The 14,536-nt window shown below is 37.7% G+C and carries 16 protein-coding genes; 3 read left to right on the plus strand and 13 right to left on the minus strand.

The features are described from left to right. Window positions 1-10 precede the first annotated feature (10 nt). From ACOWPH_RS14910 to ACOWPH_RS14930, 5 genes are all read right to left on the minus strand, one after another. Window positions 11-1,630: a DUF1565 domain-containing protein gene (locus ACOWPH_RS14910; protein WP_015216160.1), complete on the minus strand. Its 1,620-nt coding sequence runs from the start codon at window positions 1,628-1,630 to the stop codon at window positions 11-13. A 35-nt stretch (window positions 1,631-1,665) separates the two neighbouring features. Beyond that, complete coding sequence (locus ACOWPH_RS14915) at window positions 1,666-2,268, minus strand: hypothetical protein (protein ID WP_015216161.1); 603 nt, start codon at window positions 2,266-2,268, stop codon at window positions 1,666-1,668. Continuing rightward, the gene (locus tag ACOWPH_RS14920; RefSeq protein WP_015216162.1) at window positions 2,256-3,092 is read right to left on the minus strand and encodes a DUF692 domain-containing protein; all 837 of its coding nucleotides are present in this window, start codon (window positions 3,090-3,092) and stop codon (window positions 2,256-2,258) included. The genes ACOWPH_RS14915 and ACOWPH_RS14920 overlap by 13 nt, the downstream gene beginning before the upstream one ends. 5 nt (window positions 3,093-3,097) lie before the next feature. After that, window positions 3,098-4,102, minus strand: coding sequence for a TIGR04222 domain-containing membrane protein (locus ACOWPH_RS14925; protein ID WP_015216163.1), 1,005 nt, complete (start codon window positions 4,100-4,102; stop codon window positions 3,098-3,100). Window positions 4,103-4,243: 141 nt separating this feature from the next. Further along, entirely contained in the window at window positions 4,244-5,035 is a 792-nt protein-coding gene (locus tag ACOWPH_RS14930) for an ion transporter (RefSeq protein ID WP_015216164.1), read from the minus strand. 174 nt (window positions 5,036-5,209) lie between these two features. Here ACOWPH_RS14930 and ACOWPH_RS14935 point away from each other — a divergent pair, with 174 nt between their 5' ends. Then, window positions 5,210-5,650 (plus strand): nucleoside deaminase, encoded by a 441-nt coding sequence (locus ACOWPH_RS14935; RefSeq protein ID WP_015216165.1) that lies wholly within the window; start codon window positions 5,210-5,212, stop codon window positions 5,648-5,650. Between the two features lie 83 nt (window positions 5,651-5,733). Here ACOWPH_RS14935 and ACOWPH_RS14940 read toward each other — a convergent pair whose 3' ends face one another. The 7 genes from ACOWPH_RS14940 to ACOWPH_RS14970 all read right to left on the minus strand — a co-directional run bounded on the left by ACOWPH_RS14940 (window position 5,734) and on the right by ACOWPH_RS14970 (window position 11,499). Beyond that, entirely contained in the window at window positions 5,734-6,288 is a 555-nt protein-coding gene (locus ACOWPH_RS14940) for a protoglobin domain-containing protein (protein WP_015216166.1), read from the minus strand. 182 nt (window positions 6,289-6,470) lie between these two features. Next, a complete protein-coding gene (locus ACOWPH_RS14945) occupies window positions 6,471-7,385 on the minus strand; it encodes a DUF4388 domain-containing protein (protein ID WP_015216167.1) in 915 nt (304 codons plus the stop codon). A 130-nt stretch (window positions 7,386-7,515) separates the two neighbouring features. Continuing rightward, on the minus strand, window positions 7,516-8,055 hold the full coding sequence (locus tag ACOWPH_RS14950) for a GTP-binding protein (protein WP_015216168.1): 540 nt from the start codon (window positions 8,053-8,055) through the stop codon (window positions 7,516-7,518). 170 nt (window positions 8,056-8,225) lie between these two features. Further along, window positions 8,226-8,597 (minus strand): roadblock/LC7 domain-containing protein, encoded by a 372-nt coding sequence (locus ACOWPH_RS14955; protein WP_015216169.1) that lies wholly within the window; start codon window positions 8,595-8,597, stop codon window positions 8,226-8,228. A gap of 96 nt (window positions 8,598-8,693) precedes the next feature. Then, on the minus strand, window positions 8,694-9,164 hold the full coding sequence (locus tag ACOWPH_RS14960) for a hypothetical protein (RefSeq protein ID WP_015216170.1): 471 nt from the start codon (window positions 9,162-9,164) through the stop codon (window positions 8,694-8,696). Between the two features lie 467 nt (window positions 9,165-9,631). Then, window positions 9,632-10,294: a response regulator gene (locus ACOWPH_RS14965; RefSeq protein ID WP_042466113.1), complete on the minus strand. Its 663-nt coding sequence runs from the start codon at window positions 10,292-10,294 to the stop codon at window positions 9,632-9,634. Beyond that, a complete protein-coding gene (locus ACOWPH_RS14970) occupies window positions 10,291-11,499 on the minus strand; it encodes a sensor histidine kinase (RefSeq protein WP_015216172.1) in 1,209 nt (402 codons plus the stop codon). The genes ACOWPH_RS14965 and ACOWPH_RS14970 overlap by 4 nt, the downstream gene beginning before the upstream one ends. A 395-nt stretch (window positions 11,500-11,894) precedes the next feature. On the opposite strand from ACOWPH_RS14970, the gene ACOWPH_RS14975 reads away from it, so the two are divergent. Together ACOWPH_RS14975 and ACOWPH_RS14980 are read left to right on the plus strand one after the other, a co-directional pair. After that, a complete protein-coding gene (locus tag ACOWPH_RS14975) occupies window positions 11,895-12,374 on the plus strand; it encodes a Spy/CpxP family protein refolding chaperone (protein ID WP_015216173.1) in 480 nt (159 codons plus the stop codon). A 75-nt stretch (window positions 12,375-12,449) separates the two neighbouring features. After that, window positions 12,450-12,971 (plus strand): Coq4 family protein, encoded by a 522-nt coding sequence (locus ACOWPH_RS14980; RefSeq protein WP_015216174.1) that lies wholly within the window; start codon window positions 12,450-12,452, stop codon window positions 12,969-12,971. 77 nt (window positions 12,972-13,048) lie between these two features. On the opposite strand, the gene gntT is transcribed toward ACOWPH_RS14980, so the two are convergent. Further along, a complete protein-coding gene (gene gntT / locus ACOWPH_RS14985) occupies window positions 13,049-14,407 on the minus strand; it encodes a guanitoxin biosynthesis MATE family efflux transporter GntT (protein ID WP_015216175.1) in 1,359 nt (452 codons plus the stop codon). Between the last annotated feature and the right edge of the window lie 129 nt (window positions 14,408-14,536).

Genomic DNA, 14,536 nt, shown 5'->3' on the forward strand with positions numbered 1-14,536 from the left:
GAATTATTCATCAAACCACAATATAAGGTAAATTAATCGCCGCGACACGACGAGCATCTACCAAAGCCTGATACACCATCACCGCTACCTCAGCGCGTGTGGCATCACGAGTAGGATTCAGTTGTTTAGTAATTGGATAATTAACAATCAGCTTTTTTTGAACAGCTGTCACTACCTCATCTTTAGCATAGCTAGGGATTTTTGCTTGGTCTTCAAAAGATGTTGTAACTGTTGTGTTACTAGCAGATAACCCCAAACCATTTACTAGAGAAACAATAACTTGTACACGTTCAATATTTTGGTTGGGCGCAAACGTATTATTAGGATAACCAGAAAGAAATTGCCCTTGATATGCTTGCTGAATGGCTTGAAATGCCCAAAAATTAGCTGACACATCCTTAAAATTTATAGCAGTCCGTTTGCTAGGTGGATCAAACGCTTTCACTAGCAACGCAGCATATTGGGCCCTTGTCATTGTCGCGTCCGGTCTAAAGGTGCGATCTGGATAACCCTTAATTATGTCCAGTTTAACTAATTCCTGAATAAACGCAAATGCCCAATGATTACTAATATCTTTTAATTCGTTAGTTATTGGAGTCGGAGTCGGAGTCGGAGTCGGAGTCGGAGTTGGAGTTGGAGTTGGAGTCGGAGTTGGAGTCGGAGTTGGAGTCGGAGTTGGAGTCGGAATTGGTGTAGGAGTTGGAGTCGGAGTTGGAGTTGGAGTTGGAGTCGGAATTGGAGTTGGAGTCGGAATTGGTGTCGGAGTTGCCGTAAACTCTACATTTCCCTTGACTTTAGCTGAATCTATTTGATTTCCGACAGAAACAAGCCTATTAGAACTGGCATTTTGTAAATCGAACTTACCATTATTGCGGAAAATATTACCCCCAGGACTATTTATACTGCCGAGATCAGGTAAAGCATTGCTAATCACAGTCAAACCATCATCAGTATTTTTTTCACACAGATTATTCCGCAATATCGGACGTGCATTCCCAGAAAGGACAATCCCAGAACGGTTTTCATAAATTTTGTTATCTATAAGTGTCGGTGATGCCGTATCACTAACAGCAATGCCATAACCTGTTTTCACACAGATATTATTTTGAATTTGACCTGTCGCATTTTTAGCAATAGAAATACCATTAGCAGCATTTTCACTAAAAACATTACCTTGAATCACAGGTTTAGCATCCCCTGTAGCAAAAACTCCCTCACGTTTGCACAGGGTAAATGTGCAATTAGCAATAGTAGGGGTGCTTGATTCACTCCAGACAGCAGTACCACGAGTAGCAAGATTCGTTACAGTTACCCCTCGTAGTTCAGCATTATTAAGCATTACAAAGGTGACATTTTGACCCGCAAAAGTGCGACTAAGATAATTACCACTACCTTCAATCACAACACTGTTGCCTTTGTTTGTTTCATTTCCTGCTACGATCGCACCAACGGGTACAGTCAGAGGAAAAGTTTCACCACTATCGGCATTATAATTCCCATCTGCCAGTTGAATGATAGTACCGATTGTAGCTTGTTGTAAAGCTTTAGTAATATTTTTAAAGGGTGCTTGTTGGCTACCAGGATTTGTATTAGCACCTGTTACAGGATTTACGTAAAAAGTTTGAGTCATAAGGATGCGCGTAAGAAAGACATAGAAATCCTAACTTATTGATTGAGTTTTGAGATGAGGGGTGGTAAACCTATCATAAAATGTTGCAGATGCGATCGCTTTGCCCGTCCTTGGCATCGTGCAGATAAACGCCACCAAATTGCGATCATTGGTTTTGCTGTACAATCAAGATGAATGGCATAGCGAAACCAGCATATCTGCAAATAACTATGAGATTCAGAAGCTAACAGCCAGGTTTTTTCATAACGCAGCAAGTCGCTAATCCATACAGGTTCAATACTTTCTTCCTCAGCCACTTTGAGGATAAAGTCAGCAAATGCGATCGCATCATCTCGATGTTTTTTTATTCCTTGCGGTAAATAAGTTTCAGCATATCGCCAAAACAAAGAATTAAAATTTTTACCCAATACTTTTACAGTACGTGGCAACAATTCCCTCACCTCGCCCAACCGTTTCCACTTCAAAGAATTAGCAAAATTATTCACATCTTTAACAAAAAGTTGTGCTAATTGCTGTGTTTCATCTACACTCAATCCCAACTCTAAACCCACAATATTAGGGTTAGTAAAAAAACGCTCTCTCAAATCAGAATTAGTGTAAAGCTGGGCTAAAATTTGCTGAGTTTCTAGTAATCCCATTTACCATAACTCCTGATAATTTCCCGTGCTTGTTGCAATTCTCCTGCCAATTCTGCAAAAATCGGTAAATTCTCATCTCTTTCTAACACAATTCCCTTCACAGATGCACGGGTTATAACTTTCTTCATTAATTCCCAAACTTCCACAGGTGTAGATTGGGAATGGCTATCAATCAATATATTATCATGCCAATGTCCACCCACAAAATGTAACTGTACAACACGTTCCCAAGGTAATTCTTGCAAAAATTCATCAACATCATAGCCGTAATTGACAGCATTAGTATGCAGATTAGTAATATCCAATAACAACCCACAATCAGAACGTTCTAAAACCTCACTTAAAAACTGAGCTTCTGTCATCTCTGCACCGGGAAGTTGTACCATGTAAGTAATATTTTCTAGTATCAATGGTACATCAACCCAACGGCGGACTTCAGCAATATTCCGACAAAGGACATCTACAGCTTCTTGGGTATAGGGTAAGGGTGATAAATGTCCAATATCAATTCCTCCCGCTTTAGTAAAACAAATATGTTCACTCCACCAAGGAGGATTAAGTTGTTGAATCAGTGCTGCTAATTTGCGTAAATAATCTCTATCTAAACCTTCAGCACTGCCTAATGATAAATTAATGGCATGGGGAATGATGGGAAAATGAGCCGCTAATATTTCTAATTCCTGCTGTTTTTCTGGTGCTGCATCTAAATAATGTTCGGCAACAATTTCTAAAAAATCAACCTGTTGACGATTTAGAAATAAATCACTTTTGAATGGTTGACGGAAACCTAACCCCACGCCTAAATTTGGTAGATGAGATAGCATTATTTCTAATCTCCTCCACCGCCACCACAACCACCACAACCACCACCACAGGAACTACCACTACTGCAAGAACTACTACTGCTGCAAGAACTACCACTACTGCAAGAACTACTACTGCTGCAAGAACTACCGCTACTGCAAGAACTACCGCTACTGGAACTACTACTCCGGGAACTACTGCTGACTTGGGAGTATGTTCGAGGGAAGAATGCGTCGTTTAATGAAGAATAGGAACTACCCGCCAGTGCAGGAATGCCAAAGAGTGCAACCACTAAGCTATAGTCAAGGGCTGAAGGGCTACTATTGCTAGTTTGCTTAATTTTCTGCTTTAGCTGCGAGAAAGTTTGTTCAAGTAGTTGCTGATAAGCCATTCCTAGATAACTTAAATGTGATCGCTCATTCATCACCAATAACCACAGTATCATAATGGCAACAATAGCCATCATCATCAGAAAACTCACGTTATCATATCCCCGACTCAATGCTATCAGCAGCTTATATAAGCCCAGACTGAAAATAATTGTGCTACTAATTACACCCACTTTAATATTTGCAACATTCCACTCGTTTGCATACAGCAAGTTGTCATGTTCTAATTGCTGTTGATAAATATCACAGTATTGTTCTATCTTTTGAGTTACCAACCATAATGATGCTTTCACCTGAGACGGAACAGAAAAAATGAAAAATACCTGACTTTCTAAAGGCTGTAACTCAGACAAAAGTGGATGATTTGATATTTGACTAATGGATTCTTCACTAATTTGCAAATAACCTAACTGAATCAAGTTAAAAATTGCTACCTCTGCCACACCTGACGCACCTGAAGATAAGTAAGCAATTCGATATGGATCTGGTTCGGCAGGAATCAATGGTAGAGGCGTATTTTTAGTAGGGTCTTGTATAAGCTTCCAGGCGACGAACATCGTGATAGCAATCACAATGCCATAGAACACCAGAAAATTTGGCCCGTACATATCTGCAATTGGGTTATGTAGCAATACATTCATGATATTTTGTCCTTGATATTGCTTTCACCGTTAAAGTTCTACATTAAAAGTCATAGCTTTTACGGAAAAATATCTACAATCCTTAAACATCAATACTTTTGCCTTAAAGTTAGTTTCTCATTGCTGCTACTTTTCTCCTTCTCAATCAACTTTGAGAATAGGTAACTTAGTTCCACATCTTTTACAAAATTCTGCATCTAAATCATGAAAAGCCAAACCACAATTTGTACAAATTTTTTCTACCTGATTTGCAGTTTTTACCAAGCGCTTAATTAAATCTCCTACTTGCCAAGGAATTAAACCTACTCCTGTTAAAATCATCAATACTGTCAACAAACGACCCAATTCAGAAATTGGTGTGACATCTCCAAATCCCACAGTTGTCATTGTTACTACTGAAAAATAAAAAGCATCCAAAAAAGTTCCAAAATTTTGTGGATTAACTGGATGTTCAACTTGGTAAATTAAACCAGAATAAACAAAAACAATTGCAAATAGGGTAAATAATATTCGTGCGAAAATTACACCATCTTCACTACTTATGCTACCAATTAAGAATCTTTTGTCTATAAATCTAATTAATCGCAAAATTCTGAACCATCGCAATAAGCGGATAAAACTGATATCCACTAAACCAACAAAAGATGGTAAAATCGCCATTAAATCAATAATTGAATAAAAACTAAAAATATATTTAAATTTGTTTTCTGCACTCCATAAACGCAGTAAATATTCCAAAGCAAAAATTATTAATATACAAGCGTCTAATGCTTTTAACTCTAATAGGGCATCATCAGAAATATTATAAGTCTCGGCGACAAAAATTCCTGATGATAATAAAATTAGAGTTGCAATAGTTAAATTAATTGCTTTACCAATTGGTGTTTCTAGGTCTGTTAAATAAAATTCTATTTTTTCTCGATTTAGTAACATATACAGAGTTTTTTAGGTAAATGAAGTCGAGGTAAACGGCCATTCACCCCTACGATAATTTGTACCTCACTAAGTTGCAATTTGCTTGATAACAAAAATAAATTAACTGCTGCATGACAAAAACACCAAAAATAAGCTAATGTAGGAGACTGTTCTGTAAACTCTGCTGTAAAGATGAACCAAGACTATTTTATGCGTCTAGCACTAGAAGCAGCAAAAAAAGCAGATGCTCCTTATGGTGCGGTGATAGTTAAAGATAATGAAGTAGTTGCCACAGCGTATAATACAGTAAATAGAGACAATGACCCATCTGCCCATGCAGAAATCAATGTCATTCGTAACTTAACAACTAAACTAAAAAACCCTTCTTTAGAGGGGTATTCTATATATACCACCTGTGAACCTTGTCCAATGTGTGCTACTGCTTGTATATGGACTGGAATATCAGAAATTATCTATGGTGCTTCAATTCAAGATTTAATTTCGATTAATCAAGCTCAGGTAAATATATCTTGCGAAGAAGTTATCGCTAAATCATTTAGAAACATAAAGGTAACAAAAGGGATTTTGAAAAATGAATGTCTAGAATTATTTGCACAAAAAAAGTCCCGGTAAGATATCCAGGACTTGTTTACATATTGCTCAATGAAACATTTTTCAAAACTCACCACTGTTACGATGATAAAAATTGATTATGCTTACATACTAGATGCACCAGTAGCAATCAGACGTTTAAATAAAGCTTCTGACCAACCAGTTTCTCTAAGTACAGCAGATGAAGAAACTTCTACATAAGCTTGCTCAATAAAAGCTAAATCAATCATACAAATTCGACCCAATGCGTCTTGTAAGTCTTCTGACTTACCATCAATTCTTAGCTGTTTACCAACTTCATGAACAACAACTGACATGGCTGGAACTACGTGCTGAGGACCAATTCCAATCTTCACATGAACAAGCCCAATATGCCAACGACAATCAGCATAGCCTTTACCCCAATCATCCATTCCTGTAAACATTTGATGAAACCATTGAATAAATGTTTCATGTAGACGGTGAATTCGTCCCTCACTTTTATTTAAAATGGCATTCATTTCTTCATCACGTCCCAGATAAGTATAGAAGTGATCAGCCATTGTGGAAGCATTTGCTAATCCCCAGTCAGCATGGGATTTAAGAATAGATTTATCTTCAGAAGTTAAACCAATTCTTGTTTCCATTTTGGTCATAAAAGCGGTAGGTTCAATAGCCATAATTAACTCTTTAAAAAATAGATGTGAGTGAATTTATTACTGTTTAGTATTTGTTGAATTAAATCTTGGATATGCTCTATAAAAGAGTATAGTTTAAGATTGGGCTGTTTGAGCAGGGTTGCAAAAATATACATTTTTGATGATTAACTTTTGCCCACAATAAAATACCAAAATTTTATTTATTATGATGTTTTACTGCGTAAAAACCCAACTAAATTTTTGAGAAATGATTGACTAACAGATGACTTTTCTGCTGGCTTTTCTATAGATTTAGTTGCAGGTACAAACTCCTGAACTGGTTCTGGAAAAGTAACTACAGGAGTGGCAGCAGAAAGAGGCTCTTCTAAAGTGAATGTGGGTGTAGCAGCAACCATAAAATACTCTTCTGCTAAACCAACTACAATCAATCTAAAAGCAATTTGCTGTACGGTTTTTATGGGAATTGTCAACTGATTGGCAATATGCTGTAAAGAAACTTGTCCGTTGACAAATTCCCACACTTGCCATTCTTGAGCATTTAATTGCATTTTGGGCTGTTTCACCATCAAACCTGACAAACCAGAAGTTGGATCTGGGAGCTTTTCTTCTAAAGCTGTCCAATCTCGTAGCGCTCGCAGACCAATTAATATAACCTCGGTTGCAGACATACTTAAACCAGTCATTTCCCCTAAAGGTAATGATGACGTTGGCTCAAATTTAAACAGAGCATCTTTGACTTGGAATAAAGAACATACTGGACGTAGTACTTGGCTATTAAATAGCAGTTTTAGTTGTTCTGGCTGTACCAGTCCCTGGGATTTTAAACATAACCCCAATGGTGAATTGATAAAACAGGAAGAAATTTGAGTCACCCTAGAGATTACACGCTCACTTATCCACCCTCTTTGGGCAATCATTAATGTTAAACCTTGTTGGTCTAATCGATCAGCTGCGCTGACTACACGACCTTGATGCAACCAGATATAATAAACTTGTTTTTTGCTCTTATCTGCGTCAGGTAAAAATTCAATGTAAAGTAGTCCTGTTTTTTTTCCTTGATCTAAAAACTGAAGTAATTCGGGTAAGGAAAAATCTGCAAAGTTACCAGTGATAGTCATAATTTACCTCCTTTATAAAAGGATTTAAATATTTAACAAATCCGATAAAAACATTCTGAAATTTAATTCCAAAAGATTTTTAATTAATTTAGAAAACATTCCTAAATTAACTAGGATTAATGAGATAGATTTATACTGTACAACTTTCCATCAAGCATTGTACTAAGGCAATGACTGCCTCTGCGACAGAGTCTCCTTCGTTGGGATTGACTCTGACCATAGGTGGTCTTTGGGCTTCATCAACGTATCCAATGGCAAGGTATACATCTTCTTCAGACCAAGCTCCCGGACAATCGGTATGTGTTAGACCAATAATCATCGGAACTTGAGCGCGTTCTTGCATAAAGTTGAGAATTTTACGTGCATGACGGAATTCTCTGGCTCGATGTGCAGCTATTAATAAGATATATGCATGGGCTTTGCGAATCAATATATCCCACATGAAATCAAAGCGAGACTGACCAGGTGTACCATAAAGATGTAAAGCCATATCAGGACCAAATTGCAGCCGACCAAAGTCAAAGGCTACAGTGGTTCTTTGCTTTAGCAATGCTGTTTCATCAGTTGCACGGGTATCTGTGTCTACAACCTCAATTTCACTGACTGAACGAATAAAAGTGGATTTACCCGCTCCTACTGAACCCGTGACAATTAAGCGCATAACTTCCATGTTTATTTACCCCATAAATAAACAAATAAATGATTGATGATTCACTAAATTAAATAAACTCCTCAATGGTTTTGACAGTTGTGAAGTAATAGATGGAAAGTTCCCTGGTTTAACCAATATTTTACTTACGAGGGAACTTAGATTATTGTGTTGGCTTTAGTATGGATTATTTAGATCAATACTAGTTTTAGTTCTGCAAGAACACGTTTGATTTCTAGCATTAATACGCCCTGTTTGGCAGATTCACTGGCCAAAACTAGGAAGACTGCATCTTCACCACAACCAGTTAAGATACCAAAGCCTTTTTTACCTTCTACAAAGATGCGGTCAACTGTACCTCTAGCTAATTCAATACCGATTCTTTCACCTAAAGACAGCATGGATGCTGACATTGCTGATACCCGTTCCTCATCCATTCCACCGGGTAAACTTGCTGCTAAAGGTAGACCATCTGGGGTAACAAGTGCTGCTCCTTGAACATCTGTTGTCGCAGCTACAAAGTTTTGCAAAATCATGCCTAGTTTTTCTGTATTAATGGCCATATGATTGTCTCCGTTATGTTGAATTTGAAAGATAGTAGGAAATTTTCGTAATGTCGAATTAAATAATCTCAGTTTTGGATTTAATTTAGACAAGATTTAGTCTAAAGGGGTAAATTCAAATACGTCATAAGCACCGCCCCTTAATACGGATTCGGTATGCACTCCTCTAAAACGCTTATCAAGTACTTTTTCTAAAGCACCCCAAACTGCGCCCATTGTAAAGGTACACTTGCGTTCTGAATTTAGCGGTTCACCCGCAGAACACACGGTTTCAGATGTGTAGACTTTAATGACATCACTATCGGCAATAATTTTATCAACAATGCACAATCTAGTACCATCCAGACCTAAGGCTTGGGACAATTTGGCTGCTAAACTATCTAAAGAATCTAAAGATGAAACTAAACCCAATTCTTCAGCTAGTTTTTTACCCCGCGTACGACCTGCTGTAGTTAAAGCAATGGCTGTAGCTTTTTCCCCCAGGGCATCTTCCATGCCTACAATTACTGATTTAAAGCAGACAATGCTGCTAAAATTGCCCAGTTGTTTTCGCAATACATCTGCCATATTTAAATCTCCACATGATTTTGACGGATAGTAATGTTGTCGTTAGAGGTTTAATAAGTACAATCTCTAGGTTAGTAGGAAAAAAAATAGCTTTCCAAATTATGTTTTCGCAAAAGTGAAATTGTGTAAATGGATGCGCTTGGTTTAGTTCCCTATTGACTCAATTATGTTGAATGAAGAGTTAATATAATACCGGGAATTTACTGAATTTAGTTTTTGTTATAAATGTCATAAGTTAAGCAAATATAACAGATTACTATTTTTGGCTCAGGCTTTGAGACTATTACAGGGTAAAGAGTATGGGATTTAATCTTAAGTCTAGTAATTGGGGACTATAGTCTGGTTTTGCTCATTTTTTATGAATTTCTGTCAATAAAATATTGCTTACTTAAAACTTTTGGTGGTATACATTCCTCTGGGCATAAATAGTAAGTAGTATTTTTTAATGCCATGGTTAATACTGAAAATTAAGTATTTTGTTCTAAGTAAGATGAGTATGTATTAGCAAGAATAGCTGCTTGAGTGCGATCGCGCAAATTCAATCTATTTAAAATGTTTGTAACATGATTTTTGACTGTTCCTTCAGAAATGTAGAGTTCCTGTGCAATTTCTCGGTTACTAGCACCTGTGGCTATAAGCTGCAAAACTTCTTTTTCTCTGGGTGTGAGTTCTGCTAAACTCGGTGGCACAGATGAACTAGAAATGGGTGCATTGGCAAGAAATTGAGTCACGAGTTTTTTGACTATTCCCGGTCCCAGTTGGGAATATCCTTTATCAACAGCGCGAATGGCAACAGCTAACTCTTCTGAAGGTGTATCTTTAAGCAAATAACCCATTGCACCATTCTGTAAGGCTGCTTTTACATATTCATCATCATCAAAAGTGGTCAATACTAAAATTTTGGTGAGAGGAAACTGTTTTTGAATTTCTTTTGTAGCTGCAACTCCGTCCATAATAGGCATTCTGATATCCATCAAAACTACATCTGGCTGTAATTGTGCAACCAAATTAATGGCAACTTCACCATTTTCGGCTTCTCCGACTATTTCTAAATCTGTTTCTAATTCTAATAATGCTCTTAAACCTTGGCGAATTAAGCCTTGGTCATCTACAAGTAAAACTCTAATCATTGTTTCCATTTGGGTAAAGGAATAGTAACTATAATTTGACAACCAGCACCATGGGCAGAATTAATCACAAACTCACCTCCTAGTGCTAAAGTGCGATCGCGCATACTTTGCAAACCAAACCCAGTAGTATTCTGTTGAATATCAAACCCTTTCCCGTTATCTTCAACTATTAATTTAAAAATTTCGGTGGTTGTAGTTAATTCTAAGTTTACTTCAGAAGCTTGTGCATATTTAGATATATTTGTTAAAGATTCTTGAATAATCCGGTAAATAGGTGTACTCATTTCCTTGGGAAAGGGATCTTCTAAAGAAATTTTGCAATTTGGTAAAATGCCATTAGAACGGTGAAAATCTTCCGAAAGAATCATAATTGCCTGTTCTAAGGATTTCTCTTGCAAGGGGTGCGATCTCATAGTAGAAACTGATTGACGTACATCTTGTAATGCTTTTGAGCCTAATTCTTTCGCTGTTGCTAAAAAGGTCATTGCTCTGGGCATATCAGACTTGGAAAGTTTTAAAGCGGTTTCTAATTGCAGATTTAAAGCCGTTAGAGAATGCCCTAATGAATCATGAATTTCTCTAGCAATGCGGTTACGTTCTTCTAAAGTAGCTTGATTTTCAATTTGCAGAGCATATTGACGAAGTTTTTCATTAGCTCTTTCTAGCTTGTCTCGACTTTGGCGTTCGGATAAAACTGCATTCATTAATAGTAAGACAAATACTAAACTCAAACCAAATAAAACTGCCAAACTAAAACTAAAAAAGCGGAATCTTTCTTGTGCTAAAGGTGGTAATCTAAAAGGTATTACACGATTTCTCAAAGTAATTAAAAATAGTACAAATGATAAAAAAGTAACTGCTAACCGCCCTGGTAATTGAAAAATTAAGCAACTACGAGTGACTAAAATTAGATAGAGAAATGGAAAAAATCTAGTAGTTTTTCCCCCAAAAAAACCAGTAATTAAAATTAATAATATTTCACTAGCAGTATATAAAACTTTAATAAATTTATTTTGGGTTGGCAACCTTAAGCCCATCAGACCAAATAAAGCCAAGCTGCAAATTGTTAATTCTGGGAAGCTTACAGCAAATCGGGGTGATGGAGATGGCATAATTGCAAATAATGCCGAAAGTCCTAGCAATACCCACTCTAAATAAAGCAGAAAACGAAAAGGATGATTATGAATTTGAATAGAACGAGTCATAATTAATTTGGAATTTATAATTGTTTCTAAGTCACACAAAGGGGATAAGTAGCGTATTGCAATAAGTAGGTCGGCAGAATAAAACCAAACTGTGTAAAGAAAAGTAAACAAGGCTAAAATCCTTTTTCCCCCTGCTCCCTGCTCCCTGCCCCCTGCCTTATCCCAACGACAATTTTTAACGCCAACCTACTTATGTCCCTACACAAAAATTAAATAGGAATCCTATATTGTGTTTATATACACTTACTATAATTTCTAATTTATAGCTAGTTGCATTAATCATGGCTGAATTATGACTAAAGTCATGGGTGTAGAGGTGACTTTCTCCTCATGTGGTTACTAGGACAATCTCTTATGATGGTGACAACCCACCAGGAATACATACAAGGTAATTTATGAAACTCAAATCATTATCATTTATAGCTGCTGCTTTTGCTTTGACTTTAACTGCAACTCCCTTTGTCGCTCAAGCACAACAAACCCCCTCTTCAAATCAACCAGGTAAAGAATTTGCGGAAAAAGGCCCTTGGCAAAAGCTGGGATTAACAGATGCACAAAAAACCAGAATGCAGGAAATTCGCCGCAATGCCCGTGCAGAAATGGAAAAGGTTCTCACCACAGAACAAAAAGAACAGTTAAAAGCGGCAATGCAAGCACGCAAAGAACAGGGTTCACAAGGTCAAGGTAGAGGTCAATGGAAAAAGGATGGTTTTGCTGGGTTGAATTTAACTGAAGCCCAAAAAACCAGAATGCGCGAAATCAAGGAATCATCAAAACAACAAATGCAAGCAGTTTTGACTCCAGCACAGCAAGAACAACTCAAACAAATGTGGGAAAATCGGAGTTCACGTCGTCAACAACGTAATTCCCAATAATTGCCAACTAATTAAAACAAGAATTAGAAAATAACAGGTGGGCAAAACTGCCCATCTCCATACCTAAATAAATTTATGATGCAGTCATTCACCAACTCGCCAAATTCTGCTGATCGCATTCAAAAGTTTTTGGATTTATTAGATCGTTTTACTGAAGCAAAGGGATTAAATGTTGCCCAAATAGTAGATATAGATAAATTAATATCGCTCCCTGATGGTACATTTGGCAAAACTTGGGCAGATTTTCTGAATCAAAATAATTTACAACCTTTCACTACAGGAACCCGTCGCAAACAACTCCATGATGGTGTTCATGTCCTTACTGGTTACGCTACAGACCCCATTGGTGAAGCCGAAGTACAGGCATTTTTGTTAGGAGCTAAATTTACAGTTGCTAACCTAATGTTGGGTTTAGGACTGTTGCGAATGATTTATACAAACCTCAATTATCCAAAAAAGTTGACTTGGGAAAGACTCAAACAAGCATATCAACGTGGTTGTGACTCTAATTTTGACCCAGATAATTGGCAACCGGAATTACTCTGGCAATTATCCTTAACTGATGTGCAAGCATTATTTTCTGTAGTCAAAAATTAATTAGGGTTTGCTGATTCCTAACTCCGAACTCCGAACTCCGAACTCCGAACTCCGAACTCCGAACTCCTGACTAAAAATTATGAACTGGGAAGGGTTTCTTGATTTTGGAGACTTTGTTTAGCAAATGTTTGGGGTAGTTGTACGCCAAGTACTACCATAATAGTTGCCATATACGAGACGATCGCAGACCATAGTAGATGGTTGTTGTGGAAATACCATGCTGCGATCGCTACAGGAACAAAACCAATGCCAAAAGCGAGCAAGACAGCGTTACGTAAAATTGCTCCTTCCTTCAAGCCGATATAGTATCCTTCTAAGATAAATGCGATCGCAGTAATCACTAACACAGGTAGTAACCAAATCGTATAATTCGTTATATCCCCACTCACCTCTGCATGATTAGTCAACAGCCCAAAAACCTGCTCAGGGAAAAGAATAGACACAGTGGCGAAAGTTAATGCAATCAGCAAACTGCTGAATATAGAAACAATCAACAAAGGACTCATCTGTTCTATCTTCCCTTTACTCTTAAAGTTGCCCGTCAGTGTTTGGGTTGTTACTCCTACACCTTGAACTGCAAACTGACTCAAAAAAGCAATTTGCAGCAGCAACCCGTTTTCTGCCAGAAAAGTTGTTCCCATTAGCGCACTCAGATTCATAAAAATGGCGTAGGCAGAAATCAACGCCAAAAATCGGATCAGAATATTACTATTAAGTACAACAGTCTCTTTGAGCGCCACCCAATCAAACATATCCTCCCAGGCAGCTGGTAAAACTTGCCACTCGATACTAAAGCACACCCAAACCAAACCAATCACTAAAGCCAAATACTGACTTATTGCTGTTGCTAATCCGGCTCCCATACTTTCCCAGCCCCACTTGACAATCATCAAATAGTCCAGCAACACATTAGAACCATTACCAACTACAGACATCAACAGCACTACCCCATTCATTTCCCGCCCTAAAAACCAACCAAATAGCACAAAGTTCAGCAAAACAGCAGGAGCGCCCCAAATCCGGGCAGAGAAATAATCAACTCCAGAAAGTTCAATTTCTGGGGAACCACTAAGAATAGTAAATCCAATCTTTTGCAGTGGGTATTGCAGCAATACAATCAGTAAACCAACAGCTAAAGCAATCACAGCACTGCGTAATCCCGCCAGCAGCACAGCTTTGGGGTCATCAAGTCCAACAGCTTGGGCTGTCAGTGCATTAGTACTCGAACGCAGAAATTTTAAAACCCGATAAAGATAATCGAAGAGAATAGTTGCTAAGATAACTCCCGCTAAGTGGCGAATATCTGCCAAATGTCCCAAGAAGGCAATATCAACTAAACCTGCAAGGGGAACCATCATGTTGGAAAGAACACTGACACTTGCCAGTCGGGAAAAGCGAGGTAAGAAGTTGTACTGTGGTGGAAATGTCAATGGCATGATTTGGTTTATTGATTGTCTACAGGGAAATTTGGTGATTTCAGAACTTAATTCAATTCCTTCAGTTTATCAACCTTCCATAAAAGGTAAAAATAGAAAGTTAAGCGAATCCCTGCTAAAAGTGAAGAG

The organism is Anabaena sp. PCC 7938 (assembly GCF_049315035.1).
Classification (GTDB): domain Bacteria; phylum Cyanobacteriota; class Cyanobacteriia; order Cyanobacteriales; family Nostocaceae; genus Anabaena; species Anabaena cylindrica.

Bases quoted from the DNA above. Each gene is read 5' to 3' on its own strand.
- ACOWPH_RS14955 (WP_015216169.1), bottom strand. From the start codon at position 8,597: ATGGCCATTAATACAGAAAAACTAGGCATGATTTTGCAAAACTTTGTA.
- ACOWPH_RS14920 (WP_015216162.1), bottom strand. From the start codon at position 3,092: ATGCTATCTCATCTACCAAATTTAGGCGTGGGGTTAGGTTTCCGTCAA.
- gntT (WP_015216175.1), bottom strand. From the start codon at position 14,407: ATGCCATTGACATTTCCACCACAGTACAACTTCTTACCTCGCTTTTCC.
- ACOWPH_RS14915 (WP_015216161.1), bottom strand. From the start codon at position 2,268: ATGGGATTACTAGAAACTCAGCAAATTTTAGCCCAGCTTTACACTAAT.
- ACOWPH_RS14975 (WP_015216173.1), top strand. From the start codon at position 11,895: ATGAAACTCAAATCATTATCATTTATAGCTGCTGCTTTTGCTTTGACT.
- ACOWPH_RS14930 (WP_015216164.1), bottom strand. From the start codon at position 5,035: ATGTTACTAAATCGAGAAAAAATAGAATTTTATTTAACAGACCTAGAA.
- ACOWPH_RS14965 (WP_042466113.1), bottom strand. From the start codon at position 10,294: ATGATTAGAGTTTTACTTGTAGATGACCAAGGCTTAATTCGCCAAGGT.
- ACOWPH_RS14960 (WP_015216170.1), bottom strand. From the start codon at position 9,164: ATGGCAGATGTATTGCGAAAACAACTGGGCAATTTTAGCAGCATTGTC.
- ACOWPH_RS14925 (WP_015216163.1), bottom strand. From the start codon at position 4,102: ATGAATGTATTGCTACATAACCCAATTGCAGATATGTACGGGCCAAAT.
- ACOWPH_RS14980 (WP_015216174.1), top strand. From the start codon at position 12,450: ATGATGCAGTCATTCACCAACTCGCCAAATTCTGCTGATCGCATTCAA.
- ACOWPH_RS14970 (WP_015216172.1), bottom strand. From the start codon at position 11,499: ATGACTCGTTCTATTCAAATTCATAATCATCCTTTTCGTTTTCTGCTT.
- ACOWPH_RS14910 (WP_015216160.1), bottom strand. From the start codon at position 1,630: ATGACTCAAACTTTTTACGTAAATCCTGTAACAGGTGCTAATACAAAT.
- ACOWPH_RS14945 (WP_015216167.1), bottom strand. From the start codon at position 7,385: ATGACTATCACTGGTAACTTTGCAGATTTTTCCTTACCCGAATTACTT.
- ACOWPH_RS14935 (WP_015216165.1), top strand. From the start codon at position 5,210: ATGAACCAAGACTATTTTATGCGTCTAGCACTAGAAGCAGCAAAAAAA.
- ACOWPH_RS14940 (WP_015216166.1), bottom strand. From the start codon at position 6,288: ATGGCTATTGAACCTACCGCTTTTATGACCAAAATGGAAACAAGAATT.
- ACOWPH_RS14950 (WP_015216168.1), bottom strand. From the start codon at position 8,055: ATGGAAGTTATGCGCTTAATTGTCACGGGTTCAGTAGGAGCGGGTAAA.